Source organism: Rhodanobacter sp. C01 (genome assembly GCF_002001045.1).
GTDB lineage: Bacteria > Pseudomonadota > Gammaproteobacteria > Xanthomonadales > Rhodanobacteraceae > Rhodanobacter.
In genome coordinates, this window is the sequence record NZ_MUNR01000010.1 from 238,686 (window position 1) to 259,678 (window position 20,993).

8 protein-coding genes are annotated in these 20,993 nt (G+C 65.3%); 2 read left to right on the top strand and 6 right to left on the bottom strand.

The genetic code is table 11. The features are described from left to right. Positions 1 to 57 precede the first annotated feature (57 nt). The 4 genes from pbpC to B0E50_RS08540 all read right to left on the bottom strand — a co-directional run bounded on the left by pbpC (position 58) and on the right by B0E50_RS08540 (position 10,631). Positions 58 to 2,451 carry a penicillin-binding protein 1C gene (gene pbpC / locus B0E50_RS08525; RefSeq protein ID WP_077440758.1) on the bottom strand — a complete coding sequence of 798 codons (2,394 nt, stop codon included), beginning with the start codon at positions 2,449 to 2,451 and terminating at the stop codon, positions 58 to 60. Positions 2,452 to 2,509: 58 nt separating this feature from the next. Beyond that, on the bottom strand, positions 2,510 to 7,507 hold the full coding sequence (locus tag B0E50_RS08530) for an alpha-2-macroglobulin (protein ID WP_077440759.1): 4,998 nt from the start codon (positions 7,505 to 7,507) through the stop codon (positions 2,510 to 2,512). A gap of 114 nt (positions 7,508 to 7,621) precedes the next feature. Continuing rightward, positions 7,622 to 8,425: an alpha/beta hydrolase gene (locus B0E50_RS08535; RefSeq protein ID WP_254427234.1), complete on the bottom strand. Its 804-nt coding sequence runs from the start codon at positions 8,423 to 8,425 to the stop codon at positions 7,622 to 7,624. A 187-nt stretch (positions 8,426 to 8,612) separates the two neighbouring features. Then, a complete protein-coding gene (locus B0E50_RS08540) occupies positions 8,613 to 10,631 on the bottom strand; it encodes a serine protease (RefSeq protein ID WP_077440761.1) in 2,019 nt (672 codons plus the stop codon). Between the two features lie 210 nt (positions 10,632 to 10,841). Here B0E50_RS08540 and B0E50_RS08545 point away from each other — a divergent pair, with 210 nt between their 5' ends. Together B0E50_RS08545 and B0E50_RS18175 are read left to right on the top strand one after the other, a co-directional pair. Further along, positions 10,842 to 15,254, top strand: a complete 4,413-nt coding sequence (locus B0E50_RS08545; RefSeq protein ID WP_077440762.1) for a DEAD/DEAH box helicase — start codon at positions 10,842 to 10,844, stop codon at positions 15,252 to 15,254. A gap of 16 nt (positions 15,255 to 15,270) precedes the next feature. Continuing rightward, a complete protein-coding gene (locus B0E50_RS18175; protein ID WP_168170847.1) occupies positions 15,271 to 15,432 on the top strand; it encodes a hypothetical protein in 162 nt (53 codons plus the stop codon). Positions 15,433 to 15,484: 52 nt separating this feature from the next. Here B0E50_RS18175 and B0E50_RS08550 read toward each other — a convergent pair whose 3' ends face one another. Both B0E50_RS08550 and B0E50_RS08555 read right to left on the bottom strand, forming a co-directional pair. After that, positions 15,485 to 17,818 carry a family 20 glycosylhydrolase gene (locus B0E50_RS08550; protein ID WP_077440902.1) on the bottom strand — a complete coding sequence of 778 codons (2,334 nt, stop codon included), beginning with the start codon at positions 17,816 to 17,818 and terminating at the stop codon, positions 15,485 to 15,487. Between the two features lie 143 nt (positions 17,819 to 17,961). Continuing rightward, on the bottom strand, positions 17,962 to 20,931 hold the full coding sequence (locus B0E50_RS08555) for a TonB-dependent receptor (protein ID WP_077440763.1): 2,970 nt from the start codon (positions 20,929 to 20,931) through the stop codon (positions 17,962 to 17,964). Positions 20,932 to 20,993 lie beyond the last annotated feature (62 nt).

A 20,993-nucleotide genomic window follows, 5' to 3' on the forward strand; every position in this document is an offset into this window, starting at 1 on the left:
AAACGGACTGCCCCCTTGATCTTGCGTCAGTTTCGCGCGGCCAGCTCAGCGGCTGGCTCAGTCCGCGACATCGAGTTGCAGCGAACTGAAGGCGCCGCTGCGCGCCAGCGCAGTGACCGTGTGCTGCCCGGTTTGCTGCAGGATCAGCGACAGTGGGGCGGCGTCTTCGCTGGTGCCTTGCAGGCGCCCGTCCAGCAGCCATTGCACGGTGCCCTGCGCACCCAAGGCACGCAGCGTGACGTGCAGCGGCTTGGTGCTGTTCGGTGCGCGTCGCAGGGTGGCGCCGTTGCCAAGGCCGACAATGCGGATCGGCGCGGCGATATCGAGCGAATCGGCGGCGCAGCCGGGAGCGAGCGGCGGCAGCGCCGAACTGGCGCGGTCGTCCACGCTGAGCCATGGCGTCGCCAGTGCCGGCCAGCGCGCCAACTGGATCGTGTGTTCGCGGCGAGCATGACAAGCGCCGCTCAGGCGCTGGCCACTGGCGTTGACGCGCAAGCTGAGCAGACCGGATGCCCATGCACCGAGATCGCGTTCGGCAAAGGTGGGCGGCAGCGCGTCATCGAGTACCCATGCGCTGCGACGCTGGCGACATAGGTTCGCCGGTGTGGCGGCAGCGGCAACGCCGAGTGGCCAGCAGATGTCGACCGCACGCACGCTGGCCGGCTGCACGCGGTGCACGCCACCGCGTTGCGGCAGCATGTCGGTGATCTGGAACAGCAGCGGCAGCGCGGTCACCGCACCGTACTGGCCCGGCGACGGCGTGCCGTCCGGACGACCGATCCACACACCGATGGTCCAGCGGTCGGTGACACCCATCGCCCATGCATCGCGATAGCCGTAACTGGTGCCGGTTTTCCAGGCGACCGCGGCGTGTCGGTTGATGGCGCCTTCCAGCGGCGCACCTTCGACGTCCGCCGGATTGTGTGCGAGCACATCGCGAATGATCCACGCCGCGCCCGGCGAGAGCAGGCGTCGCGGTTGTGCCGGCTGTTGCGGCGTGTAGCGTGGCGTGCCGGCGACGCCGCCGTTGGCAAACGCGGTATACGCGCCGACCAGGTTCTCCAGTCGGGTCGACGCACCACCCAGGATGATCGACAGATTCGGTTTCGCGCCATCGGGCAGGCCGAGGTCGATGCCGCCATTGGCCAGACGCGCCACGAAACGGTTCGGGCCGACCCGGTCCAGCACGTCCACCGCCGGCACGTTGAGCGAACGCTGCAAAGCCTCGGCCACGCTGACCGGACCGCTGAATGCCTCGTCGAAATTGCCCGGCTTGTAGCCGCCAAAATCCTGCGGTGCATCGATCAACAGGCTCTGCGACGTGATCAGGCCATCGTCGAGCGCAAGGCCATACAGGAACGGCTTGAGCGTGGAACCGGGCGAGCGCGGCGCACGCACCATGTCGACATGGCCAAGCCGGAGCGGGTCGGCGAATTCCGCCGTGCCGACGTAGACGCTCGCTTCCAGCGTGGCATTGTCGACCACCAGCAAGGCGGCCGACGTGCGCGCCGGCAATCGCGCGAGATAGGCGGTGACACGATCCTCCGCCGCACGCTGCAAGTCGGCATCGATGGTGGTAGTGATGCGTCGTGCCTGCGGTTGCTGCTGGTGCAGCCGCTCGGCCAGCAAGGCAGCCGACAACGGCGCGCGTAGCGAGCGTGCGACCACCGGCTCGATCGCAGCGTCACGTACCTGCGCAGCACTCCAGACACCAAGATCGCGCATGCGCCGCAACACCTTGTCGCGCGCCGCACGTGCCGCCTCGGGATGGCGATCCGGGCGCAACCGGCTCGGCGATTGCGGCAACACCGCGAGCAGGGCGGCCTCGGCGCGCGAAAGCTGGCTGGCCGGCTTGCCCAGATAGGCCCACGAGGCGGCATCGACGCCCTCGATCGGGCCGCCGAACGGCGCATGGTTGAGATAGAGGTCGAGGATCTGCGCCTTGCTCAGATGCGCCTCAAGCTGCAGCGCGCGCAGGATCTGCACCAGCTTGCCGCCAAACGTATGCGGGCGAAACCCATCGGAGCCGGGTTCGATGATCCGCGCCACCTGCATGGTCAAGGTGGAGCCGCCGGAGACGATATGTCCGTGTAGCAGTCCACCCGCAAAACCGCGTGCCAGTGCATAGGGATTGATGCCGGGGTGGCGGTAGAACCAGCGATCCTCGTAATGCAGCAGCGCCGCGAGATACAACGGCGACACCTGCTTCGAGGTGACCGGATAACGCCACACGCCATCACTATCGGCGAACGCGCGCAACGGCGTGCCATCGCGCGCCAGTACCACGGTGCTGCCGGTGTCGGGTGCCGGCAGGCGCAACGGAAAGAGCCGATCGAGCAGCACGACAATCAGCAGCAACACGGCCAGACCAACCACGCTGCCGCGTGACCAGCGCCACAAGCGCGAACGGTGCCGTGATTCGGGAGCGGATTCGGGGGATTCCGTGGTCATGCTTGAGGTGGCCCAAGGCACCCACGCGAAATCCTCCGCGCGGGTGCCCTCGTGATGGCTACGGCTCGACCACGCTGATCCGCGCCGGCTCGACCTTGCCGATGCCGCGCACGGCAGGCCGGTACATGTCCTCCACCAGCGGCGGCGGCACGTTATAGCTGCCGGGCGTGACCGCACGCACCAGATAGAACACGTGTGCCGCATCACCGCGGGTCAGGTTGAGTGCGGCCGCGTAACGATCATCGCGATATTCCTCGTGCACGATGTTGGCCGCCGAGGTGTGCTGATCGAGATCGATGCCGTCGATCACTACGCCGGCCCACTGCTGTGCACCGCTCAGATTGAGGTTCTCCACTTCCAGGCCGCCGGGCAGCAGGTCGGTGACCAGTGCGTTGGGGAGGTCCATACGCGCCTCGATGGTCAGCTCGACGATCAGCGTGTCGCCCTCCTTCAACTGGTCGCCGGTCCACGGCTTGCCATCGGTGGTGAAGTAGCTGCGCCGCACGTCGATCTGGCTCGGGTCGGCCGCTGGTGCCTTCTGTGGAATGCCGGCCACGTCGAGCGTGGCGAAGATCGCCGCCTGGCTGGTGGGGGTCACAGTGACGCCCGCATTGAGCTCGGCCACACTGAGGTCGCGACTCCACATGCGTTGGTTGGGTGCCTGCTCGGTCTTGCCGTTCACCGTGATGGTGGCCGCAAGTGGGGTCTCGTCCTTCGCGTCGAAGGCACGGGCGACGCGGGCGATCGCCGCCTGTTCCTGCGTACTGAGGTAGGACCACGACCAGCGGTAGTTGGCCTCCCTCTTCTGGCGTTCGACCACGTTGGCGGTGGCATTGCGGGCCCAGTCGACCAGCTTGGCGTCGTACTCCGGCTTGTTCATGCCGTAGCTGTGGGTCAACGCGACCATCAGCGCGAGATCACGCAGATCCGAGCCGTAGTCGCCGACGTACCACGGCCGTTCCTTGTTCCATGCAAAGGCTTCGGCGATCGCCTTCTGCGCACGCTCGTTGTCGCCCATCAGCTTCAGCGCGATGCCCAGGTGCACCAGCGGCAGCGGCGCGACCAGCTTGCTGCGGTCGTTGTCGAAGATCGCCCGCAAGGTACCCAGCGGCGCCCGGTTGACGCGTGCCAGCACGAAACCGGAATAGGCCTCGTCGGCAATCCGCATGTGATCGTGATGCTCGTAACCGTAGTACGGATGGCCACCGGCGAGCAGGTCGTCGTTGAGGCGTTGCAGCGCCTTCTGCAACACATCCTGCGGCACGGCGAAACCGGCATCGCGGGCATCGAGCATGAAGTCGACCACGTAGGGCGTGGTGAATGTCTCGACCGGACTGTCACCGCCCCAGAAGCTGAAGTGGCCGTTGCTGGCCTGGAACGAGGCGATCCTTCCCAGCGCACCTTCCACGGCAGCCTTGCGCACGTCGTCGCTCATCACCGGTGCGCCGAGCGCCTTGGCCGTCTGGCCGTCCAGAATGAGTGCCGCGTAGCCCTTGCTGGTGGTCTGCTCGATGCAGCCGTAGGGATAGTCGAGGATGCCGCGCAGGGCCGCCGCATAAGGCAGCGGCGGCAACGTGCTCAGGGTGATCTGCGCGCGCACGGTCGCCGGCAGCAGGCCCGCCACAACAGCGGCCCCGAAATGCTGCGGCTTGCCTGCCTCCAGCGCCAGCGGCGTGGTGCTGACGGTTTCGGGCCACGCCGGACGCACCGCGAACTCGAAGTGGCGGTCCACCTTGTAGTCGTTGAGCTCGGCATGAATATCGACCTTCGCCACCGCAGCGCCCGCGGCGGCCGTGACCGGCATGTTGAGCGTGGTGCCGGCACCATCCTTGAGCGGCACGCTGCGATTGGCGTCGTCGATCGCGATCAGCCCGTCGCCCTTCACACTGACCTTGGCAACGCCGTCCTTGCCGGACAGGTTCTTCAGGTCGAGGCTGATCACGGCCTTGTCGCCCGCTGCCATCACGCGCGGCGTACTCGGCTCGACCACCAGGGGCGCTCGCACGGTGACGCTGCCGTCGGCATTGCCGTAGCGCTCGTCGGTATAGGCCAGCGCGGCGAGGCGCAGGCTGCCATTGAAGTCCGGCACGGTCACATGCAGCGTGGCGTGGCCCTGCGCATCGAACGCGGCCGGACCGGCGAACAGGTCCACGATCTGCACCTTCGGATTGAGCCGCGCGGCCTTTGGCAACGCCTTGCCGCTCATGTCGCCGCCATAGCGCAGCTTGGCCTGCTCGCCATCCATCGCCTCGATGATGCGGCTGTACAGATCATACGCATCGATGCCGAGCGCACGCTTGGCGAACATCCATGTCCACGCATCCGGCACCGGATAGTTGGTGATGTTGAGCACGCCCTGGTCGACCGCCGACAGCGTGACGAACGCCTGCTTGCCGGCCAGTCCGCTCGCCTGCACGGTGACATCGAGCGGGTTGCCCGGACGCATCATCGCCGGCGCGACGAGCTTGAGCGGGATACGCCGGTCATTGCGATCCATCGCCACGTATTCGATGCCCATCGCACGAGCCGGCGTGGTGTGCTCGTCCGCCTCGCCACCGCGGAAGACCATCGCGGTGACATAGACATCGTGGCGCTCCCAGTCCTTCGTCACCGGGATGTCGAAGGTGGCACCGGCTTTCGCGTCGATGTTCTTCGTATAGAGCAGGTGGTCCGATTCCACCAGCAACACGCCCGGACCGTCATGCGGTGGCGTCACCGTGACCTTCATGGTGTCGCCGGCGTGGTAGCGCGCCTTGTCAAGCGCCAGCTTGACCTTGTCAGGCCGCGCCTCCTTGCCGAGGTTCTCGTCATCCCAGCTGTAGCCGGCGAAGAACGGGAACACCGTGGTCAACTTGGTTGCCGGGTCGTATACCTCGACCCGATAGCTGCCCCACTCGACCGGAAATTCGACATGGGTCGACTTGCCGGCGGCGACGTCGACATCCTTTTCCTCGATCAGTTGCAGGTGCTGGTTCGCATCCGACTTCCAGCCGCCGTCACGTTCGTACAGCCAGTAGAAATCGCGCAGCTCGCGCTGCAGGCGCACCTTCAGGTGGCTGCCGGCGACCAGCTTGCCATCGGCATTCGCACGCACGATCTCGAAACCGACCGGGCTTTCGCTCTCGGCGCCCTGCTTCGGATCGAACAACGGGCGCACGCCGGCCAGGGTATCGGCTGGCCAGTAGGTACGCTGCAACAGGCGGGTGACTGCACGACCGCCGCTCTCGTAGACGCTGCCGGACAGGGTTACCGCCAGCGGCGCGACCGGCTTGACGTCATCCGGCAGCGGCACGTCCTGCTGCAGCACGCCTTGTGCATCGAGCTTGGCGTCGACCACGTTGTCGGCGCTCTTGGGCAGGTCGACCAGCGGATTGCCGAAGAAGGTGTCCTTCATCGTCGCGATCGGGTGCACTTCCGGTGCCACCAGCAGGGTGGCGGTGAAGCGGTTGCCGTCGGCCGGCGCGCCGTAGAGATAGCTGGATGCGACTTTCAGCTTCAACGGTTCATCCGGCGCCAGCTGCTTTTGCGGGCTGGACAGATCGACCTTCAGCCGCTCAGGCAGGAATTCCTCGACGTGGAACGGGAAGGCCTGCACCGATTCCTTGCTGGCTGGATCGAGGCGGAACTCCAGCTGCCAGAGGCCGGTCGGCGCATCGGCCGGAATCAGCTGGCTCAGTTCGAAATAGTTGAGCTGCTGTGGCTGCAGCTGCTTCTCCACCAGGGTACGTCCGTCCGGTTGTTTCACCCGCACGAACAGCGACTGCGCCTTCATCGGCTTGCCGTCGTAATCACGCAAAAGCGCCGAGGCGCGCAGCGTCTCGCCGGGACGGTACAGGTCGCGGCCGGACCAGGCATACACCTCGAACGGCGCCTGCTTGCGACCGGCGATGTCGAAGTTGGACACATCCAGCGCCGGCCGGTTGAACGGCAGCACCGAGACATCCTTGCCGTGCCGCGCGACCAGCACGTCGGACGACTTGACCTTGTACGCAACCAGCGCATTGCCGTCGGTGCCGGTCGTGGCCTTGAGGGTGGTACGCCCGTCGGCATCGCGGATCTCGACATTGACCCCGTCGACCGGCGAGCCGTCACGCAGCGAAGCCACATGCAGCAGCACGTTGTCGCGGTATACGCGCAGGTGCAGGCCGAGGTCGCTGACGAAGAACGTGGCGGTGTCGTAGCTGCCCTTGAAGGTGCCACCGGCCTTGACCACGGCCATGTACACGCCCGGTTCGGACAACTGGCGGATGTCCTGCACCGGCAGGTAGGTAACCGTGCGCTCGTTCGGGTCGCCGCCCAGCGTGTAGTGGTTGGCGTAGACCGAATCGGCGATGTCCGTGATCGGCCGCTTGCTGCGCTGGTCGTCGTCCTTGCCGCAGGTGTTGTAGCTGCTGACGTCGTGGTCGAGCTCGTAGCTGTCGCGCTGGCCGTTGCGCGGATAGGCGCAGAACAGGTCCGACAGCGCATCGTCGTGCACGCGGAAGAATTCCACGTCGGCATCGTGCACATTCACCGACACCAGCGGCAGGCCGCGCGTGCCGCGCGCCGGCAGCACGCTGCCATGCGAGGCAAAGCCGACCGCCGCCGGCAGATTGCCGGAGTAGACGTCATGCTTCACTTCATGGCCCAGCGTATGGCCATCCGCCGCCAGCAGGGCCGCCTGCACCTGTACTGCATAGTGCGTGTTCGACTGCACGAACGGAAAATTCAGCGTCTTGCCGTCGTCCTGCAGGCTCCAGCTGCCGCTGACCACTTCGCCGTTCGGGCCGGTCACGGCAATCAGCGTGTCGAAGGCCTGCGCCGAAGCCAGCGCGGCATTGAAGCGCAGGGTCAGCGCGGTGCGCGAATCCTGGGCTTCGGAACTGGCCGAGACCAGCGCGAAGTCCGTCTTCGCTGTCGCGTGTGTCGAGGTGCTGCTGGCCGGCACTCCCTGCAAGGGCGGCTTGTCGCCTTCATGGCCACGATGACAGGCGGCGATGGACAGGCACAGCAGCAGTGAAACGAAGGCGCGCAGTGTGGCGCTGCGCGAAAGGCACACGATCGGCGAACGTGACATGGAAACCTCTCCCTAGGCTTTGCAGGAGAGTATCGCCGGAATTCATGGCAACGGCGAGGCGCCGACGAGGCGCCCGGGTTGCAGAATCAATCCCGCGTCACGGACAGCGCTTGCTCATACCCGTCGCCCCAGCCAGTCGCCCAGTTGCATCAGCACCTGGCTGCGCCCGGGCTCGGCTTCGTTGAACAGCTCGTGATAGAGATTGGAAAAGAAGCGCGTGGTCAGCTGGCCGCTGGCAGCCGCCTTTCTGGCAAACGCGCGACTGCCGGACGGATCAACCAGTTCGTCGCTGTCGGCCACCAGCAGCAGGGTCGGGACCGCCAGCGTAGGGGCCTCGGTAATGCATGCCGCGCCTGCCTGGAAGATGAAATCGGCCAGCCGCGGCGTGATCCAGCCCGTGCACAAGGGATCGTCGCGATAGGCCTGCACCACCTGCGGATCGTGCGAGAGCTTGTCGACCTTCAGGCTGGTACGCAGTGGCAAATTCGGCAGCAGCCGGCTCAGCAGACGGGCCAGGCGCACCATCCCGGGTGACTCCCAGCTGCGCAGCGCCGGCGATGACAACAGCAGCGCCGGCGGCGTGATGCGGCCGTCCAGCACGGTACGCGCCGCGACCAACCCGCCCATGCTGTGGCCAAGCAGCAAGGGCGCATGCGGCAATCCGTTGGCGTAGTCGATGTAGACCGTGGCCAGGTCCTCCAGCAGATCGTCGCGATGGCGCAGTGCACTGCGCCGGCCCGGCGTCTGCCCGTGCCCGCGCTGGTCATAGCTGCGCACCGCGTAACCGCGCTGGTTGAACCAGGCTGCGAGCTGCTGATAGCGGCCGCTGTGTTCACCCAGTCCATGCACGATCAGCACCGCAGCGCGCGCCTGTGGCCTTGGCCAGTCGCGCAGGAACAGCTGCTGGCCATCGGCCATCGTCAGCCAGCTCGCATCCCGTGCCCCGGTTGCGTCGTCATCCTGCTGCGTCGATTGCCCTCGTTGTTCCACGTCTGTGCTCGCCATCAGATGTCCATGCGATACCTGCCCAACGCTGCCGCAGACGCCAGGAACTGTCTGCGGCACTAATCACTCTTCGCCATGCATCCCGGCGACGGCACCTCGATCAATGTTCCATGACCCGCATGTCCTTCATCAACAGGTCGAGCTTGCTCTTCATCTCGGCCTGCGGATGTGTGCCTTCGATGCCATAGAAAGCGGTGTACACGATCGAGGGCGCATTGACGCCCGCAGGAGCGACCACGGCGTCGATCTTCATCAAGTCGTCCTCCTGGCGTGCCACGCCATTGTAGGGATATTGGCGCTGCGACAACTTCTGCCAGCGACTCGTGAGGTCGTCGTCCAGTCCGGCCGGCGGCGTGGCGTAACGCTGGATGTTGACGTTGTTGTGGTCGTCGGAGGCGGTGGTTTTCCAGATGTCGATATCCGAGACGTCCCAGACCGGCTGGCCGTTGTCAGGGAAGAACCTGAAGCCGAGCCACAACATGTTGTCCGGCGTGATCGGCTGCACATCATTCGTGTAGGAAAAAGCCACCCGCGATGATGCGTAGCTGAAACGGTGGCCATAATCGAAGTCGATGTGGATGCTCTTGAGCGCAGCCGGCTGCAAGGCAGGCTCGGCGAGGAATGCCTTCCATTGCGCCAGCGTGCCTTCGTAGGTGAGATAGACGAAGTTGCTCAGTTCATCCAGATCGAGCCTCGTGTCATGCACGCTGGCGGCAGGCACAAGCCGGCTCAGCATCACGCTGCCATCCGGCACTGGCAGCACATACAGCACGCCCACCGCGTTCGCATAGGGAAGCGGCCAGACTTCGACATGCCAGGGGCGTTGCCAGCGGTCGATGTGCGTCGACTCGGAAGTCGGGTGGCCGAGCGAAGTGATCTTGACCTTCTCATTGCCCACTTCGCGCTGGAACATCCCGGTTCTGGCCAGCAGATCCATGCGCAATTTCGCATCGGCATAGAACTTCGCCGGGTCCACGCCGTCCGGGCGGCGCAGATGGATCAGGCCGTTGCGACCTGCCGCACCGGTATCCACATAACCGTTGCCATCTAGATCGAAATGCTGCGACCGCCCACCCGCACGGGCCCACTCTCCATTGCTGCCGCGCACGATCAATGTGGGGAAGTTGTTGAGTTGTGCCTGCTGATACAGCAGCCGCGCAGAACCTTCGCCTTTCGGAAACAGGTCGGCGGATGTCTTGGCAAGCAATGCTTTCAATTGCTCATCACTGTAATCATTGAAACGCGTCTGGAAGTTGCGATAGAAGTCGCCAAGGCTCAGCGGCAACGCGAACTGCGCCTTGAAGGTGCCGTTCTGGGTGGTGTCGAAAATATCGAGCTGATAGGCCCCGCGCGCGTCCATCACGGCCTGGCCGTCCGGTGCATTCAGCACCATGCTGATCGGCAGCGCGTAGTTGAGATTCTCGTTCTGCGATTTCATCAGCACGATGCCGATCAGCTTGCCGTCCTTGTCCAGCAATGGACCACCACTGTTGCCGGGCGACGCCGCTGCCGAGAAGCGCATCCACTTCCAGCGCCCATCCTGGTCTTCCGGCGTGTCGGAGGTATACAGGCCGTCGCGGATCACCACACCGGTGCCCAGTGCATTGCCCACCGCGTAGACCACCTGGTTCAATGCCGGCTTGGCATCGATCTCCAGTGCCGTTGCACCAGCGGGCTGCGTGGCCAGCGAGAACACCACGAAATCCTGCTGCAGCGAAAATTTCTCGATCTTGTCGATCGCGTACACGTGACCACTGACGTCGCGCAGGGCGGGCTCGCCCCACAGGCTGCCGTTGCCGACCTGCAGCACGTGCGCTGCGGTGACGTAGCGGTTGTTGCCGATCGCGAATGCCGTACCGATCGAATAGTACTTGTCGGTGCGCTCCTGATACGGCAGCAGCTCCAGCGGCAACGGCTTCTCGTAGGTCAGCGGGTCGTCGACCGGCTTGGCCGCCACCACCTCGAACGTGGCCGCCTGGATCTTCGGCAGCACGGCCGGATCGAGGCTGGCGGCTTGCGCCGTGGCGCCGCACGGGCCCACCAGCACAAGCAGGATCAGACAACCGAATGCCGCCGTCCGTGACGCGGCCTTGCGCAGAATCAATGGCAGAACGTACATGGGAGTCCTTCGCATGAGAGCCGCGCCGGATTCCCCAGCGGGGCCCCTGACCTGCGACGGCCGTACATGAATAGTGACATGCCGAAACGGCATCTGCACCGTCAGCCATATCCCCATTTGGGGCGGATTCGATGGCGGATTGCGTGGCTTGCCGGCATCCCCATATAAGATCGGGTGTCTTCTCTCGCTTCGCCGCACGGGCAACCACCGATGCGCCTGGATCGCAGTCCGCTTGACGATTTCCACCCGGCTGTCGCCGGCTGGTTTCGTCGCACCTTCAGTGCACCCACCTCGGCGCAATCCGCGGCGTGGCCATCGATACGTGCCGGCAACCACACTCTGGTCGCCGCGCCGACCGGCTCGGGCAAGACACTGACCGCGTTTCTGGCAGCCATCGACGCGCTGGTGCGCGAGGGCGTGGCGCATGGCGGCGTGCTGACGGATGCCACCACCGTGGTTTACGTGTCGCCATTGAAGGCGTTGTCGAACGACATCCACATCAACCTGGAAGCCCCGCTGGAAGGCATCCGCGTCGAACTGGAGATGCTCGGCCTGCCCGATGTGGCGATCCGTACCGCCGTGCGTACCGGCGACACCCCACAGGCGGAGCGCAACCTGCTGCGCAAGCTGCCGCCACACATCCTGGTGACCACGCCGGAGTCGCTTTACGTGCTGCTCGGTTCGGCCTCCGGTCGCGCGATGCTGGCCGGTACACGCACGGTGATCGTCGACGAGATCCACGCGATCGCCGGCAGCAAGCGCGGCTCGCATCTGGCACTGTCGCTGGAGCGGCTGGAATCGCTGTGCCAACGGCGGTTGTTGCGGATCGGATTGTCGGCGACACAGAAACCGATCGAAGAGGTTGCGCGGTTTCTGGTGGGCGCTCCATCAACATCTTCCATGGGCGGACCGGGGGTGACCGTCAACAGTCCCGCCCACCTTGTCGATGATGGCTGCACCATCATCGACGTGGGCCACACCCGTGCACGCGATCTCGCGATTGAAGTACCACCGGTGCCGCTGGAAGCGGTGATGTCGAACGACTGCTGGGAGCTGGTCTATGACCGGCTGGCCCAGCTGGTGCAGGCGCACCGCACCACCCTGGTCTTCGTCAACACGCGGCGGATGGCTGAACGCGCGGCGCGGTATCTCTCCGAGCGACTCGGCAAGGAAACCGTCGCCGCCCATCACGGCAGTCTGTCGAAGGAACTGCGGCTGGATGCCGAGCAACGGCTCAAGCGCGGCGAACTGTCGGTGCTGGTGGCGACCGCGTCGCTGGAACTGGGCATCGACATCGGCGACGTCGACCTGGTCTGCCAGCTTGGCTCACCGCGTTCGATCGCCGCCTTCCTGCAGCGTGCCGGCCGTTCCGGCCATAGCATCGACGGCACGCCGAAGGCGCGGCTGTTCCCCGCCACCCGCGACGACCTGATCGAATGCACCGCGCTGCTGGACTGCGTGCGCCGCAACGAGCTGGATGCGCTGATCCTGCCACCGCAACCGCTCGACGTGCTGGCCCAGCAGATCGTCGCCGAAGTCGCCTGTCAGGAATGGGACGAGGATGCACTGTACGACCTGGTGCGCCGCGCGCATCCGTATCGCGATCTCGCACGCACCGATTTCGATGCGGTGGTGCGCATGCTGGCCGAAGGCTTCACCACACGGCGCGGCGCACGCGCGGCATACATCCACCGCGATGCCGTGCATCGGCAATTGCGTGCGCGGCGCGGCGCGCGGCTCACCGCACTGACCTCGGGCGGCACCATTCCCGATACCGCCGACTACAAGGTGGTGCTGGAACCGCAGGCGATCATCGTCGGTACGGTCAACGAGGATTTCGCGGTCGAGAGCATGGCCGGCGACATCTTCCAGCTCGGCAACACCAGCTATCGTATCCAGCGCGTCGAACGCGACCGCCTGCGGGTGGAGGACGCGCACGGCGCACCACCGAGCATTCCGTTCTGGCTGGGCGAGGCGCCGGGACGCAGCAGGGAATTGTCGTTCGGCGTATCGCGGCTGCGTGACGAAATCTCTGCGCAGCTGGATGCCGGTGGCGTAGCCGCCGCGGTGACATGGCTGCGCGAACAACTGGGGTTGAGCGAAGCGGCCGCGCAGCAACTCGCCTATTATCTGGCGCGCGCGAAAGCTGCCCTCGGTGCGCTGCCGACCCAGCACACGCTGGTGCTGGAACGCTTCTTCGACGAATCGGGCGGCACCCAGCTGGTGATCCACACGCCGTGGGGCAGCCGCATCAATCGCGCGTGGGGGCTGGCGTTGCGCAAGCGCTTCTGCCGCCAGTTCAACTTCGAGCTGCAGGCGGCGGCGACCGAGGACGCGATCGTGCTGTCGCTGTCGACCAGCCACAGTTTCCCGCTGGAGGAAGTCGCGCATTACCTGCACTCGAACACTGCCGAGCACGTGCTGATCCAGGCCCTGCTCGATGCCCCGCTGTTCCCCGCGCGCTGGCGCTGGAACGCGGTGACGGCGCTGGCGCTGCCGCGCTTCACCGGCGGCAAGAAAACCCCGCCACCGTTGCAGCGGATGAAGAGCGAAGACCTGCTCGCCGCGGTGTTCCCTGACCAGGTCGCCTGCCTGGAGAACATCGTGGGCGAGCGCGAGGTGCCTGATCATCCGCTGGTCAACCAGACCATGCACGATTGCCTGCGCGAGGCCATGGATGTGGATGGCCTGCTGCACATCCTGCGCGGGCTGGAGAGCGGCGAGATCAGCGTGATCGCGCGCGACCTTACCGCACCGAGCCCGCTCGCCGCCGAAGTGTTGAACGCCGCGCCATACGCCTTCCTCGACGACGCACCGCTGGAAGAGCGCCGCACCCAGGCGGTGCAGACACGTCGCTGGAACGACGGCGAAAGCGCCGACGACCTGGGCCGACTTGATCCCGAGGCGATTGCCGCCGTGCGCGACGAAGCGTGGCCACAGGTGCGCGACGTGGACGAGATGCACGAGGCGCTGAGCTTGCTGGGCTTCGTGACTGCCGACGAAGTGGCAGCCAATAATGGTTGGAGCGGGCGACTGCAGGCACTCGCCAGGAACAACCGCGCGACCCTGTTCATCATCGAAAGACCGAGCTGGACGTCCGCCGAGAAGCTGCCGCTATGGCAGACCCTGCATCCGTCCGCATCGATGCAACCGGCGATCAGCGCCCCCGCCGAATACGCCACACAGGCTTGGACGCGCGAGGATGCCTTGCTCGAGCTGATACGCCAACGCCTTGGCGGACTCGGCCCGGTCACTGCACCGGCACTCGCCCATTCGCTGATGGTCGAAGTGAGCGAAATCGAACACGCCCTGCTGCGCCTGCAGTCCGAGGGCTATGTGATGCAGGGTCGCTTCAGTGCCGACGCAACCACGACGGAATGGTGCGAGCGGCATCTGCTGGCGCGCATTCACCGTTACACCCTCGGCCGATTGCGCCGGGAGATCGAGCCGGTCAGTCGACGCGAGCTGATGCGCTTCCTGTTCGACTGGCAGCACGTGTCGGCGGCGACCCGACTGAGCGGACCGGATGCGCTGAGTGCCGTACTGACGCAACTGGAAGGTTTCGAGGCAGCCGCCGGCGCGTGGGAAGCGGAGATCCTGCCAGCGCGAATCAACGATTATTCGATCAGCTGGCTGGACGAGCTGTGCCGCGCCGGGCGGATCAGCTGGGGGCGCCTGCGTGCCGGCAGTGGCGGCGGTGGGGGTCCGCTGCGCAGCACACCGATCGTGCTGTTGCCACGTCGCAGCATGAACGTGTGGACGTCGATCGCAGCTGGCGAGAACACCCAGGACATTCTGCTGTCGTCACGCGCCAAGGCCGTGGCCGATGCGCTGCGCGAACAGGGCGCGTTGTTTTTCGACGAGCTGCTCGGCGTCACCCATCTGCTACGCACCGAACTGGAGGACGCGCTGGGCGAGCTGGTGGCCGCCGGCCGTGTCAGCGCTGACAGCTTCGCCGGCCTGCGCGCCCTGCTGCTGCCGGCGGCCAAGCGCGACGCTGGTCGGCAGCGTCGTTTGCGCCGGCATCTGCTCAACGGCATCGAGGATGCGGGCCGCTGGTCGTTGACGCGTGGCACGACGGAAAGCACCGCGCTCCTGCGTTCTCCTGAAGGCAAGGGAGGGGACAAGCCAGATCCGGAAGTGGTCGAACATATCGCGCGCACCTTGCTGCGTCGCTATGGCGTGGTGTTCTGGAAGCTGTTGGAACGCGAGGCGCCGTGGTTGCCATCATGGCGCGATCTGCTGCGGGTGTACCACCGACTGGAAGCACGCGGCGAGATCCGCGGTGGCCGCTTCGTCGAAGGTCTGGTCGGCGAGCAGTTCGCCCTGCCCGAAGCGATCGCGCCGCTGCGCGCCGTGCGCCAGCGCGCAGACGATGGTGAGCTGGTCTGCCTCAGCGGTTGCGATCCATTGAATCTGGTCGGCACCGTGCTGATCGGCGACAAGGTGCCGGCACTGACCGGCTCGCGTGTGCTGTACCGCGATGGTGTGGCGATGGCCGCCCTGGTTGGCAACAAGCTCGTGCCGCTGATCGAACTGTCCGACGCCGAAGCCCAGGCCGCGAAACACGCACTGCTGCGGCATCCGCCGTCGCTGCCCGATGCGTTGACTGCAGCGCACTGAAACCAGGAACGATCCGATGGGCTGCCTGCCTATGCTGCTGTTGTTTCCATTGGGCTTCGGCGCGGGCTATCTGATCGCCGGCCAGACCGGTGCCTTGTGGGGCGCCGGCATCGGCTTCCTGCTCGGCCTGCTGGCGATGGGCCTGTTCATCAAGGCGCTGCGCGGCAAGCGCCAATGACGTCAAAGTTTGAGAGCGCATCCGAGCGACGCCAACCGGCGCTGCGATGTGTTCACGGCTTCGTTGGACCCGCTATCAGTGCCACCCGATCCAGCGCGTAAAGAGGACCATCGATCGGCGCGGTATAGATCAGACACAGTGCGTGTTTGCCTTGCTGCGCGGGCAGCGCCGCGTCGAGCGTGAAGCGACGCGCGCTGTGCGCCGGATCGGGCAGTGGCAGCGTGACCAGCACCGGCCCGTCACACTGATCCCGATGCACCACCAGCTCGCCGAATGGTGTGCTGTGCGGACGCGACATCACCAGTTTCTGCTCATGCGCCAGCGCATAGTTGCGCTCAAGCCGCACGGCCTCGACGTGGATAGTCTCGACGCCATCCATCGGTGCCGACGGATAAAGCTGGCAGCTGTTGAACACGTTGATGCTGTACACCGGCGCCAGCGACGTGGCGTCGGGCATCGGCTGCACGCGCAGGCGGAAATCGCTGCCAGGACAATTCGGCATCTCGTTGCCGTCGATGCTGAGCAGGCTGGCGCGATCGAGCACGCGCTGGCGTGGCGCTGCCAGCTCGATACCACCAGCGGCGAACGTCGCCACACGCACCGTCACCGGCAGCTTCACGATGAAGGGTGCCCCGTACACCGGTGCATGCCGGTCGGGCGCGTGGCCATCCAGCGTGTAATGCAGCTCACCGTAGCCGGCCTGGTTGGACAGCGTGACTTGCGCCGTACCGCTGGCCAGCGCGGCAGCGCGATCCATCTTGATGTCCGCTGCGAACGCGCTGTCGGCATAGCCGATGTCCTGCGCGCGATAGCGCGCGAACTGCGCCGGCAGCCGGCCGAGAAACCCATTCCAGTCGTGTGATGCGGCCGGTGACCAGTCCACTTCGCTCAACGCGTCCAGCCGCGGGAATACCGCATGCTCGACATGCTTCATCGTCGGCATGTGCTCGGTCCACACGTTCGCCTGCGCGCCCAGCACATGGGCCGCCTGTGTTGCATCGAGCTCCTTCGGCACCGGCTCGAATGCGTACACGTGGGCCAGACTCTGCGCGGGAATGCGCCCGGCCGTCTCACCGACGTTATCGCTCTGCAACTGGTCGAAGTACAGGTCGGGCGCCGGCGACAGCACCACATCATGTCCCTGCTGCGCCGCCTTGATCGCGCCCTTGCTGCCGCGCCACGACATCACCGTGGCATCGGCCGGCACGCCGCCGTCAAGGATCTCGTCCCAACCCACCAACTGGCGGCCGTGCGCGGCGAGGTACTGACCGATGCGATCGATGAACCAGCCCTGCAGCGCGTCCTCGTCCTTCAGGCCCAGCGCATGCTTCTTCGCCTGCACTGCAGGCGAGGCCTGCCACTGATCCTTGACTGCCTCGTCGCCGCCGACATGAATGTACTTCGACGGGAACAGCGCCATCACTTCATCGAGCACCTGATCGATGAATTCGAAGCTGCTGTCGTCCACGTTGTACAGGAAGGGATTGACGCCCCAGTCGACCGAGACCAGGGGACGCTTGCCGATCACGCCAAGTTGGGGGTACGCCGCCACTGCGGCCTGCGCATGACCGGGCATGTCGATCTCGGGCACCACCATGATGTGGCGCGCACCGGCATAGGCGACGACCTGGCGGATCTGCTGCTGCGTGTAGAACCCGCCATAGCGCAACGGCTCGCCGTCGTGCCCGGCATCCGGCGGCGTGCGCCAGGCACCGATACTGGTGAGCTCCGGGTAGCGCTTGATCTCGATGCGCCAGCCCTGATCGTCGGTCAGGTGCCAATGGAATACGTTGAGCTTGTGCTGGGCCATCTGGTCGAGCAGTCGCTCGATTTCTGCAACGGACTGGAAGTGCCGCGCCGAATCCAGCATCAGCCCGCGCCAGGCGAATCGCGGCTGGTCGCGGATATGCACGGTCGGCAACTGCACCGCGCCATGCTGCGCATCCGGGGTAAGCAGTTGCCACAGCGTCACCACGCCATAAAACAACCCGGCGTCATCCCGCGCGCTGATTTGGATGCCCTGTGGCGTGACGTCCAGTGCGTAACCTTCGCGAGCGGTTACCGGCGCATGCGGGTCCAGTCGCAATACGATGGCGTGCGCGACCGCGTCGTCGTGACGCACCGACAGATGCAGGTCGCGTGTACGCGCGAGCAGTTCAGCGAGATAGTCTGCCGCGTGACGGGTCGATCCATTGTGATCGGCGACCACGATCGGCGTGTGCGCATCGACAGTGAAGCGTCCCTCGCCGACATCGATCCGTGCCGGCAGGGGAATCAGGGTATAGGGTGCTGTCTCGGTCGCGTGCGCGGCACATGCCGGGCCTGACACCAGGGTGGCAGCGACCAGCAGGTATCCACACAGTGACCGGAATGGGCGGCATGTCATCAGCAATCTCCATCGCAGGCGTTGCAGCATGCCATGCGTGACTGCGCGGACGCCTCAAAAAAAGACGGGCCCGGAAAGTGTCACAGGGCCCGTTCGGGGAGGATGGCGAAGCCGTCCATGGCTCGCGGTGATGCGCTAGAGGATCAGAGCTTGAAGTTCACGTTGAGGTAGTACTGGCGACCGTTCTGGTAGAACGCCTCGGGCACCTTGCCGAAGCCCAGGCCGGCCTGGTAGCCGTAGTCGTAGTAGCGCAGCTTCGGGTTGTTGAGGTTCATCGCGTCGAACGAGAAACTCACGTGGTCGTTGAGCGTGTAACCCAGCGAGAGCGACAGATAGCCTGCGCCCGCCTGGTAGTACGGCAGCAGCGGCATGGTGTTGCTCTGGCCCGTGACCGCGTTGGCCAGGGTACCGGCCTGCACCGGCATCATGCCGTCGTAGAACGACGAGCGGTACGTGTAGTTGACGCGCGCGTTCCACTGCTTGTCTTCGTAGAACGCGGACACGTTGACGGTGCTCTTCGAGGTGCCATACAGCGGACGACTGCCGGCGGCCACATTGTTCGCGAAGGTGCCGTCGGCGTTGTACAGGTAAGTGCCGCCCGACGAGTGGCCGTTGGCATAGGTGTAGCTGACCTGCGTGCCGAAGTGCTCGCCGATCGGCTGGATGTAGTTCAGCTCCACACCTTTGAGGGTGCCGTTGACGTTCACCGGCTGGCTGATCAGGTACTGGCTGTAGATCGGTGCGCCGGTGGGATTGTTCGCCTGGTTGAAGGTCAGGTAGCTGTTGAGGTACGTGCGGGTGACCGTGCCGTAGTCGTAGTAGTTGTTGAGGTCCATCGCGTACACGCTGGCCGACAGCAGGCCGCGCGGCGCGAAGTACCACTCCAGCGACGCATCGAAGTTGGTGGACACCAGCGGCTTCAGTTCCGGATTCGGGCCGAGGCCCGAACCCATGGACCCCACTTTCTCCGGATCACTTAGCGTCAGGAAGCCGGCCAGCTGGCCGTAGTCCTGGCGGGTCAGCGTCTGCGAGGCGGCGAAGCGCGCCAGCAGGCTGCCATCGTCGTTGAGGTTGAACTTCAGGTTGAAGCTCGGCAGCGCCTTGGTGTAGTGGGCCTGGTAGAAGTTCCAGTACCAGCCGCCCGTGCCATCGGTGCCGCAGGGATAGAACGCGGAATTGCAGTACGGACCGGAGTAGTTGTTCTGCTGGATCGAACCGGCGGTGTAGCCGATGTTCTCATCCGTGCCCACCAGGCGCACGCCCGCGTTGCCGCTCCAGTTGGTGCCGGCGAAGTTGACTTGCAGGTAGGCCGCCTTGTTCGTCTCCGTCATCTGGTAAATGTCGAACGGATAGAAGCGCGACGCGACATCGCTGGCGAGGCCGGTGCTGGCGCGGTTTGCATAGGTGTTGTTCAACTGGGCCAGTTGGGCCGGCGTCCAGTACCACACGCTGCCAAGACCGCTGGACAGGGGGTTGGTGTAGCTCTGGGTGCTGGCCGGCCACAGGGTGGAATTGGTGGTGAAATTGATGTCCGTGGCGAAGTTGGGACCTTGAGCGACTGCGAACAGGCTGTCGTGCGTATGGCGCGAATCGCGGATGCCGAACTGCAACGAGGACAGCGCACCGGCATCGTCGAAGTCGAACTCACCGTCGGCCTGGAACCAGTTTTCCTTGTCCACCACGTGGATGCCCTGGTCGCCAAAGATCCAGTCCAGACCCACGGTGGCCGGGTTGTACACGCCGTTGTTGCCGCCCAGCGACACGCCCATCGGCGAACTCAGGCCATGCGTCGAGTAGCTGGAAGACGCGCCATAGCCGGTGTCCATCTCCATGATGTCCTGCACCGGGGTGTTGCCCGTGCCCTTGGTGGTGCCGAGCTGGAACTTGAAGTCCAGATTCTGCGTGGCCTGCCAGTTGGAATCCAGGGTGACGTACTGGCTGGACTCGCTCTCGCCCGGACGCGAGATCATGTCGTAGATGCCCTGCGACACACCCGGCGCACCCGCCAGCGTGGCGCCGGTGAGGATGTTGCCGTCGATGGTGTAGTTGGACAGCGTGCTGGTCGGCACGCGGTCACGCAGGCGCAGCATGTAGTTGCGGTTGTAGTCGGTGGCGTCCATGTGGGAATAGAAGCCATCGAGGTTGAAGGTCAGGTTGTCGAGCGGCTTCCACTCGAGGTCGATCGAGCCGCCCTTGCGCTTGCGTTCCTGGGTGAACAGCACGGAGCCCGGCAGGTTGGGGTAGAACACGCCGGTGCTGCCCGAGGCATTGTTGGGCAGGCCCAGTTGCTTGGCGGCTGCCGAACCGGTGGGGATGTACGAGTAGCCCAGCATTTCCTGGCCATCGCGCTGCAGCTCGCGGACTTCATAGAAGCCCTGGGCCAGGATGCCGAAGGTGTCACTGTCGTTCTTCCAGTTGACCAGGCCGTTGAACTGCGGCTTGGTGGTGTCCGGCAGGCTGGAATACACACCACCCACGCTGGCTTCGGCGGAAAGCTGCTTGGAGAACTCCAGCGGCTTGCGCGTGATGATGTCGATGGTGCCGGCGGCACCGCCTTCGAGCAGGCTGGCTTCGGAGGTCTTGTGCACCACCACCTGGCTGACGATTTCCGACGGCAGCATGGCGTAGCTGACGCTGCGGGTACCGCCGCCGCCGGTGATGAACCAGTCGCCCGAGCCGATGTTGTGGCCGTCCACCGTGGTCAGGGTGAGCGAAGGCGCGCTGCCACGCAGGCTGGCGCGGTCGGCTTCGTCGAAGCCGCCTTCGGAACCCGCCGCGTCGGAGATGTTCACGCCCGGCAACTGCGCAATGGTGTCGGCCACGTTCTTGGCCGGCAGCTTGCCGATGTCCACGGCGGACACCACCTCGACGTGCGAGTCGGCATCCTTCTTGGTGTCCAGCGACAGCGCCTGGCTTTCGCGGAGGCCGGTGACCATCACCGTGCCCAGTGTCTTGGCCTGCTCCCTGGCTTTGGCCTGATCCTGCTTGCTCTGGCTGGTGGTGTTGGTGTTGGTGTTGGTGGCCGCCTGGTCGCTGTCTTGCGCGAACAGGGTGCCGGAAATACACAGGCCGGAGATGATGCTGGCGGCTAGCAATGTCTTGCGGTAATTCATGATGTCCTCCCCTCAGAGGCTGGCTTGAATCGGGACCGGCATGACGACGGTCGTGGATTTGT